Source organism: Mycobacterium scrofulaceum (genome assembly GCF_001667885.1).
Classification (GTDB): Bacteria; Actinomycetota; Actinomycetes; order Mycobacteriales; family Mycobacteriaceae; genus Mycobacterium; species Mycobacterium scrofulaceum_C.
Map to the genome: position 1 here is coordinate 1 of NZ_LZJW01000062.1, position 12,704 is coordinate 12,704.

General features: G+C 68.0%; 10 protein-coding genes and 2 pseudogenes. 11 read left to right on the forward strand and 1 reads right to left on the reverse strand.

What is annotated here, in order from left to right:
* Positions 1-73: 73 nt before the first annotated feature.
* From A5681_RS08990 to A5681_RS09030, 9 genes and pseudogenes are all read left to right on the forward strand, one after another.
* Positions 74-1,063, forward strand: a pseudogene (locus A5681_RS08990) (S8 family serine peptidase); the annotation flags it as partial.
* Positions 1,064-1,082: 19 nt separating this feature from the next.
* Entirely contained in the window at positions 1,083-2,279 is a 1,197-nt protein-coding gene (gene eccE, locus A5681_RS08995) for a type VII secretion protein EccE (protein WP_067272477.1), read from the forward strand.
* Positions 2,276-4,108 carry a type VII secretion AAA-ATPase EccA gene (gene eccA / locus A5681_RS09000; protein WP_067272481.1) on the forward strand — a complete coding sequence of 611 codons (1,833 nt, stop codon included), beginning with the start codon at positions 2,276-2,278 and terminating at the stop codon, positions 4,106-4,108. Before eccE ends, eccA begins: the two co-directional genes overlap by 4 nt.
* Before the next feature lie 238 nt (positions 4,109-4,346).
* A pseudogene (locus tag A5681_RS09005) lies at positions 4,347-4,632 on the forward strand (WXG100 family type VII secretion target).
* A 618-nt stretch (positions 4,633-5,250) separates the two neighbouring features.
* On the forward strand, positions 5,251-6,510 hold the full coding sequence (locus tag A5681_RS09010) for a PPE family protein (protein WP_067272484.1): 1,260 nt from the start codon (positions 5,251-5,253) through the stop codon (positions 6,508-6,510).
* A 55-nt stretch (positions 6,511-6,565) separates the two neighbouring features.
* On the forward strand, positions 6,566-7,978 hold the full coding sequence (locus tag A5681_RS09015) for a PPE family protein (RefSeq protein ID WP_067272487.1): 1,413 nt from the start codon (positions 6,566-6,568) through the stop codon (positions 7,976-7,978).
* Positions 7,979-8,074: 96 nt separating this feature from the next.
* A complete protein-coding gene (locus tag A5681_RS09020; RefSeq protein ID WP_067272490.1) occupies positions 8,075-8,398 on the forward strand; it encodes a DUF732 domain-containing protein in 324 nt (107 codons plus the stop codon).
* Positions 8,399-8,489: 91 nt separating this feature from the next.
* Entirely contained in the window at positions 8,490-8,810 is a 321-nt protein-coding gene (locus A5681_RS09025) for a DUF732 domain-containing protein (RefSeq protein ID WP_067272493.1), read from the forward strand.
* 179 nt (positions 8,811-8,989) lie between these two features.
* Positions 8,990-9,700 carry an MgtC/SapB family protein gene (locus A5681_RS09030; protein ID WP_067272496.1) on the forward strand — a complete coding sequence of 237 codons (711 nt, stop codon included), beginning with the start codon at positions 8,990-8,992 and terminating at the stop codon, positions 9,698-9,700.
* Here the strand turns inward: A5681_RS09030 and A5681_RS09035 are convergent.
* Positions 9,697-10,893 carry an NAD(P)/FAD-dependent oxidoreductase gene (locus A5681_RS09035; RefSeq protein ID WP_067272499.1) on the reverse strand — a complete coding sequence of 399 codons (1,197 nt, stop codon included), beginning with the start codon at positions 10,891-10,893 and terminating at the stop codon, positions 9,697-9,699. The two genes, A5681_RS09030 and A5681_RS09035, sit on opposite strands and share 4 nt — an antisense overlap.
* A gap of 95 nt (positions 10,894-10,988) precedes the next feature.
* Here A5681_RS09035 and A5681_RS09040 point away from each other — a divergent pair, with 95 nt between their 5' ends.
* The gene (locus A5681_RS09040) at positions 10,989-11,927 is read left to right on the forward strand and encodes a sterol desaturase family protein (RefSeq protein WP_419866302.1); all 939 of its coding nucleotides are present in this window, start codon (positions 10,989-10,991) and stop codon (positions 11,925-11,927) included.
* Between the two features lie 94 nt (positions 11,928-12,021).
* Positions 12,022-12,702: a hypothetical protein gene (locus tag A5681_RS09045; protein WP_067272504.1), complete on the forward strand. Its 681-nt coding sequence runs from the start codon at positions 12,022-12,024 to the stop codon at positions 12,700-12,702.
* The last annotated feature ends 2 nt before the right edge of the window (positions 12,703-12,704 follow it).

Sequence of the window (12,704 nt, forward strand, 5' to 3'; positions counted from 1 at the left end):
GGGGTAGTCGACGCCTACCACGTGGCTCCCGCCCGAGTAGCCCGGGATCGTCCCCGTGCCACCGCCGGCGCCGTCGGCCGGCCCCGACGCGTTCAGCGGCGTCGCGCCCGACGTGGACATCATCGCGATCCGCCAGTCCAGCCAGGCCTTCGGCCTCAAGGACGCCTACACCGGTGACGAGGACCCGCAGACGCGGGCGAAGATCGACGGGGTCCAGACGATGGCCCGGGCGATCGTGCACGCCGCCAACATGGGCGCGCAGGTCATCAACATCTCGGACGTGACCTGCATGAGCGCGCGCAACATCGTCGATCAGCGCGCGCTCGGCGCGGCGGTGCGCTACGCGGCGGTCGACAAGAACGCCGTCATCGTGGCCGCGGCGGGTGACACCAACAAGAAGGACTGCAAGCAGAATCCGCCGCATGATCCGTTGCAGCCCAACGATCCTCGCAACTGGAACTCCGTCACCACCGTCGTGACACCGTCCTGGTTCAGCGACTACGTCCTGACGGTCGGGGCGGTCGACGAGGATGGCCGCCCGCAGACCGGCGGCCAGGGCCAGGGATCGACGAGTGTGGCCGGCCCGTGGGTGGGCATCGCCGCGCCGGGCACCGACGTGGTCGGGCTGTCCCCGCGCGACGACGGCGTCATCAACGCGATTGACGGACCAGACAACACGTTGCTCGTTCCGTCCGGCACCAGCTTCTCGGCCGCGATCGTGTCCGGCATCGCCGCGCTCGTCCGGGCCAAGTTCCCGCAACTGTCGGCATACCAGGTCATCAACCGGTTGACCCGCACCGCCCGCGCGCCTGCGCGTGGCGTGGACAATCAGATCGGTCACGGCATCGTCGACCCGGTGGCGGCGCTGACGTGGGACGTACCCGAAGGACCGTTGAAGCCACCGCAGCAGCTTTCGGCGCCGCTCAACATTCCGAAGCCCGCCCCGAACCGGGATATGGTGCCGGTGTGGGTGGCCGGCGGAGGCTTGCTCGCGGCGTTACTGATCGGTGGGGGCGTGTTTGGTACGGCGATGCTGATGAAGCGATCGCGGAAGCAGCAATAAGGGCGGAGCAGTAACAGTCATGAAAGCTCAGCGCAAACTCGGGTTGTCGTTGTCCTGGCCACGGGTCACCGCGGTGTTCCTGGTCGACGTCGCCATCTTGGTGGTGGCCAGCCACTGCCCGGAGTCCTGGCAGGGCACCTACCGCATCGCGTTCTGGGTGGGTGTCGGCTTGGCGGTGCTGGTCGCGTTGCTCTCATTGGTCACCTACCACGGCGTCACGGTGACCTCGGCGTTGGCGACCTGGCTGTGGGATTGGTCCGCCGATCCGGGGACCGCGCTGGGCGCCGGCTGCACGCCGGTGCTCGACTACCAGCGCAGGTTCGGGCGCGACAAGGTCGGTGTGCGCGAGTACGAGGGCCAGCTGGTCTCGGTCATCGCGGTGAACGGCGGCGACGACGACCCGTCGTCGCGCCATCGGCACCGGAACTCGCCGCCGACCCTGCTGGTGCAGGCAGTGGCTGATGGCTTGCGGCAGTTCGACATTCACCTCGATAACATCGACATCGTGTCGGTCAAGGTGCGCCGCGGCGGCAACGCCGCCGAGTTGTCCAAGCTCGACGACTGGGGCCCCGAGGAGTGGGAGGTGGCCAACGGACAGCCCACCTCCTACGTGCGCCGCACCTGGCTGGTGTTGCGGATGAACCCGCAGCGCAACATCGCCGCGGTCGCGGTCCGGGATTCGCTGGCTTCCACTTTGGTGGCCGCCACCGAGCGGCTGGCCCAGGACCTCGACGGGGTCACTTGCGCCGCAAAGCCGTTGACCGCCGAGGAGATCACCGAGGTGGACCGCGCGGTGCTGGCGGATTTGGAGCCCACCTGGAGCCGGCCCGGCTGGCGCCACCTCAAGCACTTCAACGGTTTCACCACGAGCTTCTGGGTGACGCCCGCCGATCTCACCACCGACACCCTCGACGAGTTGTGGCAGGCGGACACCGTCGCCACGGTGCTGACGGTCCGGCTGACCGCCCCCGCGGGCCGGCCGCAGGTGTCGGCCTGGGTGCGCTACCACACCGAGAAGCGGCTGCCCCGCGACGTCGCCGCAGGCCTCAACCGCCTCACCGGACGCCAGTTGGCCGCGGTGCGTGCGAGCTTGCCCGCCCCCGCCACGCACGCCTCGCTTGTCGTGCCGAGCCGCGCCGTGCGGGACGATGACGAGCTCACGCTGTCGGTCGGTCAGTTGCGAGAGAGCCCGGCGGGCGTGCCTGTGGCGCAATGACGCGGCCCCAATCGACCGCTGAGGGCGCCCGCAATGCGATGGTCGCCGGCCTGTTGGCATCGGGAATCTCGGTCAACGGGTTGCAACCCAGCCACAACCCGCAGGTTGCCTCGCAGATGTTCACCACGGCCAGCAACCTGGACCCGGGCATGTGCGACGCCTGGCTGGCGCGCTTGCTGGCGGGGGAGCGCAGCATCGAGGTGCTCGCCGGCGCATGGGCGTCGATCCGGACGTTCGGGTGGGAGACCCGACGGCTCGGGGTCACCGACCTGGAGTTCCGGCCCCAGGTTTCCGACGGGCTGTTCCTGCAGCTGGCCGTCACCAGCGCCGAGTCGTTGGCGTGTGCCTACGCGGCCGTTCTGGCCGAGGCCAAACGCTACGAGGAGGCATCGGAACTGCTCGACGGGGTCGAACCGCGGCAGGCCTTCGAGCAGGAGCTGGTCGACTACGTGCGGGGCGTGCTGTATTTCCGCACTGGGCGGTGGCCGGACGTGCTCAACCAGTTCCCCGAGGGCAAGGTCTGGCGTCAGCCGGAGCTGAAGGCCGCCGGCGCCGCGATGGCGACGACGGCGCTGGCGTCGCTAGGGGTCTTCGAGGAGGCACTGCGCCGCGGCCAGGACGCCGTGGAGGGTGACCGGGTGCCCGGCGCGGCCAACATCGCCCTGTACACCCAGGGCATGTGCCTGCGCCATTTGGGCCGCGAGGACGAGGCCGTCGAACTGCTGCGCCGGGTGTATTCACGGGATCCGAAGTTCAGCCCGGCCCGTGAAGCGCTGGACAACCCGAACTATCGACTGGTCCTGACGAACCCGGAAACCATTGAGGCGCGGACGAATCCGTGGGACCCCGACAGCGCGCCGACCCGCGCCGAGACGGAGGCCGCTCGCCACGCGGAGGAGGCCGCGAAGTACCTGGCCGAGGGCGACGCGGAGCTCAACGCGATGCTGGGCATGGAGCGCGCCAAGCGGGAGATCAAGCTCATCAAGTCGACGACGAAGGTGAACCTGGCGCGCGCCAAAATGGGCCTGCCCGTGCCGGTGACGTCGCGCCACACCCTGTTGTTGGGCCCGCCCGGAACCGGTAAGACCTCGGTGGCGCGCGCCTTCGCCAAGCAGCTGTGCGGCTTGACCGTGCTGCGCAAGCCGGTCGTGGTGGAGACCAGCCGGACCAAGCTGCTGGGTCGCTACATGGCCGACGCGGAGAAGAACACCGAGGAGATGCTCGAGGAAGCCCTCGGTGGGGCGGTCTTCTTCGACGAGATGCACACGTTGCATGAGAAGGGCTACCAGCAGGGCGACCCCTACGGCAACGCGATCATCAACACGTTGCTGCTCTACATGGAGAACCATCGCGACGAACTCGTCGTCTTCGGTGCGGGTTACGCGAAGGCGATGGAAAAGATGCTCGACGTGAATCAGGGTCTGCGCCGGCGGTTTTCGACCGTGATCGAGTTTTTCAGCTATACCCCGGATGAGCTAGTCGCGCTGACCCGATTGATGGGCCAGGAGAACGAGGACGTCATCACCGAGGAAGCAGCCCACTCGCTATTGCCTTCCTACACCAGGTTTTATCTCGACGAGAGCTACTCCGAAGACGGCGACCTGATTCGCGGGATCGACACCCTCGGAAATGCCGGCTTTGTGCGCAACGTGGTGGAGAAGGCCCGCGATCACCGCAGTTTCCGCCTAGACGATGAGGACCTCGACGCGGTGTTGGCCAGCGACGTGACCGAGTTCAGCGAGCGTCAACTGCTGCGATTCAAGGAGCTCACCCAGGAGGATCTCGCCGAGGGCCTGAGCGCGGCGGTCGCGGAGAACAAGCCGACGTAATCCGGCTTCCGCGTTTGGCCCGGTATGCCGGGAATCCCGCATTCGGCAAAGCGGCCGCATCACGCATGCGAAAAGCCCTCACCGGCGGTCTTGCGGTCGTTCGAATTCGGGTGACCGGGCCGTCAACAAACGACCGTCACCGGAAGTAACGGCCTCCCAGGAAACTGTCAGCAGCTAATCAGCGGCGCGGCAGCATACTCCGTTTACCCTTCGTGTTGGTGAACGGTAGGGGTACGGGATGGCAACTAATTACCAGTTCGGCGATGTAGACGCGCACGGCGCAACGATTGGCGCCCGGGCGGTCTCCTTGGAGGCCGAGCATCAGGCCATCGTTCGGGATGTGCTTGCTGCGGGTGACTTCTGGGGGCAGTGCCGGCCCGGTGGCCTGTCAGCAGTTCATCGTCCAGTTGGGCCGCGACTTCCAGGTGATCTATGAGCAGGCCAACGCCCACGGGCAGAAGGTGCAGAGCGCCGGCAGCAACATGGCCAGCACCGACAACGCCGTCGGTTCCAGCTGGGCCTAATTGCGTCTGAGACCGAGGTAATTCTTTCGGGCTGACGCGAGCGGTGGCGCGAATGCTCCGCCACCGCCATTTGCGGCAACGCCGCAAACAGGAATTATTGCTGTCCTTCGATATTGCTCGGGAGGCTTATAGCTTACACGTCGTCGCGCAAATTGAGATCGTTCAGCGGAATGAGCCGGAGTGCTATTTCGTGAATTGACGCATGCAATAAATCGCGGTCTACTAATTCAGTAGACCGTTGCTCGATCCTGTCTGTAACGCAGATCACCTGGCCATATCGATCCGCGGTAAGTAGCTGTCCGCGCAAGGATCTCACAGGGGTCACCCGCCCTGTGACATTCACCTTTTACATTCCGTTACGCGCCGGGAACCCGCACCGAATAAATTTTGCTCACGCTGATCGTATGTTGATTGAGCGGCGTGTGGCGTGAGCCGGACACCAATCTTGTCGGGGGCATCAGCTAAAGGAGAAAATGGTCTGTTGTCTGCAATACGCGAAATAAGCCCATGGCTTCTGTAGCCGATTTCATGTGTTTCCTTAGAACCCCGGCGCGGATGCGGCCGAGGCAGCAAACCCGCGCCTACCATGGCGGCCACTTGGGGGACCGGAGGTAGTCGATGCTGGATTTCGGAGCGCTTCCGCCGGAGATCAACTCGGGGCGGATGTATGTCGGTGCGGGCTCAGGTCCGCTGCTGGCCGCTGCGGCGGCGTGGGACGAATTGGCCGCGGAGTTGCAGGCCGCCGGCGCGTCGTACAACTCGGCGGTCGAGGCGCTGGCGACGGGCCCGTGGACGGGCCCGTCGTCGATCGCGATGGCCGCCGCAGCGGCGCCATACGTCGCATGGATCCATGCGACCGGCGCCCAGGCGGAAGAGGCCGGCGCCCAGGCCAAGCTGGCCGCCGGCGCCTACGAGGCGGCGTTCGCGGCCACCGTGCCGCCACCGGTGATCGCGGCCAATCGCGCCCTGCTGGCGACCCTGATCGCGACCAACATCCTCGGCCAGAACACGCCGGCGATCGCCGCCACCGAAGCGCAGTACATGGAGATGTGGGCACAGGACGCCGCGGCGATGTACGGCTATGCGGCGTCGTCGGCGGCCGCGTCGCAACTGGCACCCTTCGCCGAACCGCCCCAGACGACCAACGAGTCGGCCGGGCCGATGCAGGCGGCCGCCGTCACCCAGTCCAGCGCGCAGTCCGGCGGCAACACCGCGACGCAGCTGTCTCAACTGAGCACGACGACGCAGGCCGCGGTGAACGCCGGCAATGCGGCGCCGAATGCCGGAACAACGGGGACCGGCCTCAGCACCGGGATCGGGCAGAACCTGGACTACTGGAACAACATCTGGTCGGTGTTGACCGGCCCGTATTCCCCCCAGTCATGGAGCAGCGTCCCGGGTGGTCCGTTCCTCTCGTTCGGTCAGGCGTACGCGTGGGGTCAGAACGGCCAGAGCGCCGCTGCCTATCTGTCCGGGCCGAAGGCGATTTCAGGCGCCCTCGCGCCGCTGACCAGTGGCTCGAGCGCGGTGAAGCCGATGCTCAGCTCGGCCGTGGGGCCCGTGTCGGGGTCCATGGGGGAGGCGCGCCTGGTTGGCGCCCTGTCGGTGCCACAGGGTTGGACGCAGGCGGCTCCGGCGATCCGAACGATCGCCCAGGTGCTACCGACCAACCTGGCGGCCGCCCCCGCCGCTCTGGCGGGCGAAGAGGGTGTCTTCAGTCAGATGGCCCTGTCCAGCCTGGCGGGACGCGCGATCGCCGCCAGCGCCACCCACTCTGTCGGTGGCACCGCCGCGGCGGCCGGCTCATTGGGCGGCGCGATCGCCGAGGCCGACCCCGCCGCGGCCACCATCATCGTGATCCCTTACATCGAGGAGTAGCGGCGATGACCAGCACGCACAGCAGTCCGGCACCGGCCCGAGTGAGGGGATAGCGATGTTTTACGGAGCCTTTCCGCCCGAGTTCAACTCAGGCCGGATGTACAGCGGCCCGGGAGTGGGTTCGCTCGTTGCCGCGGCCACCGCCTGGGAGAACCTGGCCACCGAATTGCAGTCCGCCGCGACCGCGTATTCGTCGGTGATCTCGAGCCTGGCCACCGGCCCTTGGGCCGGTCCGGCGTCGATCGCCATGGCTTCGGCGGCGACCCCGTACGTGGCCTGGATGCAGCAAACCGCCGCCCAGGCCCAGGAAGCCGCGTCCCAAGCCGCTTCAGCGGCGGCCGCATACGAGGCGGCGTTCGCCGCCCACGTGCCGCCCCCGGTGATCGCGCAAAACCGTGCGCTACTGGCGCAGCTGATGGCGACCAATCTGTTCGGGCAGAACACGGCGGCGATCGCAGCCACCGAGACCGAGTACGGCGAGATGTGGGCCCAAGACGCGGTGGCGATGGACACCTATGCCAGTTCATCGGAGGCGGCCACGCGGTTCGCAGCGTTCACCGACCCGCCGCAGACCACCTCCGGCGCGGCCACGCCGATGCAAGCGGCGGCGGTGAGCCAGGCCGCCGGCACGTCGGCCGGCAGCGTGGGATCCACCATCAACGCGGCGGCCACCTCGCTCACGGCGGGCCCGGGCAATCCGATACTGGGCTGGCTCTCGCAGCTCGCCACCGAATACAACACCGCCATCACCACCTTCTTGAAGGGCTTCGGCACGACTCCGGGCGGCACCCCGCTGATCACCGCCATGTACAACGCGGTGAAGGTGCCGTTGGGGCTGACCACGCAGTTCAACGACGTCGGGTTGCTGATCAACTTCCCGCTGTCGCAGTGGCTCAAGTTCGCCCCACCCGTCGCCTACGGGGCGCTGCCGAAGGACGCGCTGGGGGCCGGCCTCGGCGCGTTGGGCTTCGGCCGGGGCACGCTCTACGACGCGATCAGCCCGGCGGCGGGCTTTGCGCGTGGCACGTTGGTGGGGCAGTTGACCGTTCCGCCCAGCTGGGCCTCGGCCACTCCGGCCATCAGGACGGTTGCGGCCGCCTTGTCGGCCGCCGGACCCGAGGCCGTGCCAGCGGCCGCGCTGGGCGAGGGCAGCCTGTTCAGTTCGATCGGGATGGCGGGGATGCTGGGCAGCGCCCTGGGTGCCGGCGGACCGACCGTGGTGGGCGCCGGCGTGCGCAACCGAATGAAGCCGATCAAGGACCTCAAAGACAAGCAATCGCCGGAACAACTGAAGCGTCTGGTCGCGCAGATATCGGAAAAACCCGAAACCGTGCAGCACCACAACGTCGACCAGGAGGGGCTCGACGCCCTGCTCGAGCAGCTGGCGAAGAAGCCCGGCATCCACGCGGTGCACTTGAAAAAGGGGGACAAGTCCAAGGTCCTGCCCGCCGATGCCCAGTTGGGTTAAGGGGCAGGGCATTCGGCATCCCGCGACCGGTTGTAACGAATCAGGTCGGCGCGCAACGTGTCTCGACATAATGCCGCCGCCATGAGAAGGTAGGCAATGAAACGGCTACTCGCGCTCCTGGGCGCTCCCCTCGTAATCGTCCTGGCCGCACCGGCATACGCCGATCCGCCGCCCGTGCCGGACGGTGACGACGGCGCGTTCCTCTCCGCGCTGCATCAAGCCGGGTTCAGCTTCGCCAGCCCGGACGCGGCCGTCGGGGCGGGCCGCGCGGTGTGCTCGTGCCTGAACAACGGCGAGTCGGGCCTGGAGCTCGTGCACGACGTGAAGATGCACAACCCGGGAATGGACATGGAGATGGCGTCCAACTTCGCGATGATTTCCGCGAAGTACTACTGCCCGCACCAACTCAGCAAGGCCTGACCCGCGCCGGCCGAGTTGAGCTGAACGGTAAGGCGATTCAGCCGTGATTCAGCGCTGCGCTCGACGTGCCGTCGTGAGACAATCCTCGGCTATGAGGCTGCTGGTGACGCTGATCGGCGTCTGGGCTGCGATCGGGCTCGCCGTGCCCGCGTACGGTGACCCGGATTCCGGCGCCGTCGACGAGTCGGGCTTTCTCGCCTCGCTCCGCAGCGCCGGCATCACCTATAAGACGCCCGACGCGGCGGTCCAGTTCGCCAGGGCCGTGTGCGAATCGATGAACAGCGGCGAGTACGGCCCCCAGATGGTCAACGAGTTGAAGGCCCAAAACCCCGGGCTCACCGACGATCACGCGACGTCGTTCCTGGCGATCGCCGCGAAGTACTACTGCCCGCAGAAACTGAGCGCCCGATAGCGCGAGACGCGCCCGAGGGCCCCGTCTTGACCGCGACGCAACCGTAAGGCGCCCCACAGGTTTCGCGCGCGTTGCCGCATCGCATCCGGTTCGGTTAGGGTCCACCCGCTGTTCACCTGGGCCTGATTAGCTGCGGCTACAGCTGCGCGCCCGGGTTGAACGAGGGGGAAGGAGTGCCGATGGAGACGCTGAGCGTCGCCGACTTCGCGCTTCGGCTCGCCGTCGGGGTGGGCTGCGGCGCCCTGATCGGCCTGGAGCGGCAATGGCGGGCGCGCCGGGCCGGCTTGCGCACCAACGCCCTGGTGGCGGGCGGCGCGACGTTGTTCGTTCTGTACGCCGCGGCCACCGCGGACACCAGCCCCACCCGGGTCGCGTCGTATGTGGTGTCCGGCATCGGGTTCTTGGGCGGTGGCGTGATCCTGCGCGAGGGAGTCAACGTCCGGGGCCTCAACACCGCCGCGACCCTGTGGTGCTCCGCGGCGATCGGCGTCCTGGCCGCGTCCGGGCACCTGGTGTTCGCGTTGATCGGCACGGGGACCGTCATCGCGATCCACCTGTTCGGGCGCCCGCTGGGCCGCCTGATCGACCGCGACAACACCGGCGACGAAGACGAAAGCCTGCGGCCCTACCTGGTGCAGGTGGTGGCCCGCCCGAAGCACGAGAAGTACGCGCGCGCCCAGATCGTGCAGCACGCGAGCGGCAACGACATCACGCTGCGCGGAATCCACACCGCGCACGCCGGCGACGACGAGGTCACCTTGACCGCTCACCTCCTCATGGACGGGGACGCCCCGTCCCGGCTGGAGCGGTTGGTCGCGGAGCTCTCGCTGCAGCCGGGGGTCCGCGCGGTGCAGTGGTACGCCGGCGACCAAGCGCAGTCGGAGCGCTAAGGGCGGGACTGTAGTTGCGGCGCCGCCGCGGCCAGCAGGTCGGCGCGGTCGCCGGTCAGCGGGGGATAGATCCGCCGGGTGTTGATCGTCCGCTTCGTGTCCTTGGCCGCCGCGCCGCTCGATACGACAACCCGATCCCACCCTTCGGTATAGACCGCGCCGGCCGGTCCGAGATCGAGAACCGTGACATACCAAGGGATCCGGAGGCGCAGAAGGGGTTCCCCGAACAGGTCGCTGATGACGTTGTATCCGGCATAGCGGCCCATAGGCCGGCCGTGTTGGCACGACATCACCGAGAGGTGGTCGTCGTCCATGCGAGCGGCGGCGACGTCACCCGCGGCGAAGACCGCGGGCACCCCGATGACGCGGAGATAGTCGTCGACGCGCACCCGCCCCAGGCCGTCGCGCTGCACCGGCAGTTGCTCGGTCAGCGGGCTGGCCCGCATGCCGGCACACCACACCACGGTGGCCGCGCTCAGGTGCTCGCCCGAGGTGAGTGACACCCCGCCCTCGTCGATCGCGGCGACGCCCACCCCGGCCAGGGCCTGCACGCCGTTGGCCGACAAGGCCTCCTCGATCACCGGACGCGCCGAGGCGCCCATGTCGGAGCCGATGCGGCTGCGATCCAGCAACACCACCCGGGGAGCGACCCCCCTCCCGGCGAACAGCCGCCGCAACCTGTCCGGCAGTTCGCAGGCGACTTCGATCCCGGTCAGCCCCGCCCCGACGACCACGACGGTGCCGGCCGCTTCCGTCGGCGGACCGCCGGCCAGGTCGCGGAGGTGGTCACCCAGCGCGAGCGCGCCGGCATAGGTGTCGACGTCGAAGGCGAACTCCCGCAGGCCCGGGAGGGCGGGTTTGACCACGCGGCTGCCCGACGCCAGCACCAGCCGGTCGTAGTCGTATGTCGCACCGTCCGACGTGGCGATGGTGCGGGCGGTGGTGTCGATGGCGGTCACCTCGGCGGCGACGTGTGCCACCCCGGCCGGGTCGAGCACGTCGGCGAGCGGGATGCGGCAGGGGGCCAGGTCGGCCTCGTAGTTGCGCACCCGGATGTCGTGAAAGGGCTGCGTGGACACCACGGTGATGTCGACGGCGCCCGCCGGGACGGCGAGCTCGTCGAGCCGGCGGGCGGCGCCCAGCGCCGCCCACAATCCGGCGAACCCCGAGCCGATCACCACCACCGCGCTCAATGCTCGACACCTCACGTCGGTCGATCCCGTCCCCACAGTGTGGGCCGCATGCCGGACCAAGGCGACCCGGCGTTCCGGTCAGTCGTCGTAGTCTTATGCCTGTGAGTGCGCTTTCCGATGTCGTGGCCGCGCTGCCCCCGCAGATGCGGGACCCGGTGCTGCTCGCCATTCCCTTCTTTTTGCTGCTGTTGACCCTGGAATGGGCGGCGGCCCGCAAGCTGGAAAGCATCGTCGAGGACGGCCGGCCGGCTTCCGGCTCGTACCTGACCCGCGACTCGCTGGCCAGCATCTCGATGGGGCTCGTTTCGGTGGGCACGACGGCCGCGTGGAAGACGCTGGCCTTGCTGGGCTACGCCGCGCTCTACGCATACGTGGCACCGTGGCATCTCTCGGTCGGCCGGTGGTACACGTGGGTGATCGCGCTCGTCGGCGTCGACCTGCTGTACTACGCCTATCACCGGATCGCGCACCGAGTGCGGTTGATCTGGGCCACCCACCAGGCGCACCACTCCAGCGAATACTTCAACTTCGCCACGGCCCTGCGGCAGAAGTGGAACAACAGCGGCGAAATCCTGATGTGGGTCCCGCTGCCGCTGCTGGGGATACCGCCGTGGATGGTGTTCTTCAGCTTCTCGATCAGCCTCATCTACCAGTTCTGGGTGCACACCGAGCGGATCGACAAGCTGCCCCGGCCGTTCGAGTTCGTCTTCAACACCCCGTCGCACCATCGGGTGCACCACGGGATGGACCAGATCTACCTCGACAAGAACTACGGAGGCATCCTGATCATCTGGGACCGACTGTTCGGCAGCTTCCAAGCCGAACTGTTCCGGCCGCACTACGGCCTCACCAAGCGGGTCGACACGTTCAACATCTGGAAGCTGCAGACCCGGGAATACGTCGCGATCGCCCGCGACTGGCGTTCGGCGACTCGCCTGCGCGATCGGTTGGGCTACGTCTTCGGGCCGCCCGGATGGGCGCCGCGCGGCGCGGCGCAGGTCGAACCGGCCATGCCGGTGGCGACCTCGCCGTAACGCGGATGGCGGACGGCGCGAAGACTTCTGCGTAACGCAAAGTCACGCCGTAATCTCAAATCGGTCGAGATTTGGCCCCGACGGATCGGAGTTCATGGTGCGTCGCCTGGCAATGCGCGCATTCATCGCGTCGGTCACCGTCGTGGCGCTCGCGCACTGGCTGCCGCTTGCGCCGGCCGAGGCCGACCCGGTCGTGGTCTATCCGGGCATGGAGATTCATCAGGGCAACCGCGTCTGCACGCTGGGCTATGTCGACCCCGGCCTCAAGATCGCGTTCACCGCGGGGCACTGCCGGGGCGGCGAGGGGGTCGTCACCGACCGGGGTGGAGCGGTCATCGGCCGCCTGGCGGCCTTCCGGGACAACACTCCCAGCGGGACGACGGTGGCCACCGACCAGTTGATCACCGACTATGAGGCGATCGTGCTGGACAACGGCGTCATGGCCAACAACGTCCTGCCGGGCGGGCGTCAACTGATCTCGAACCCGGCGGCCGCGCTGGCACCCGGGCAGGCGATCTGCCATTTCGGCGTGAGCACCGGCGAAACCTGCGGGACGGTGGAAAGCGTGAACAACGGCTGGTTCACCATGTCGCACGGCGTGCAGAGCCACAACGGTGACTCCGGCGGCCCGGTGTACCTGCCGTCCAGCGCCGGTCCCGGGCTGCTCGTGGGGATCTTCAACAGCGTCTGGGGCGACTTTCCGGCCGCGGTGTCGTGGCGGGCCACGTCCGAAGAGGTCCGTGAGGATCTCGGGGTGGCGCGGGGCGCCCGGTAGGC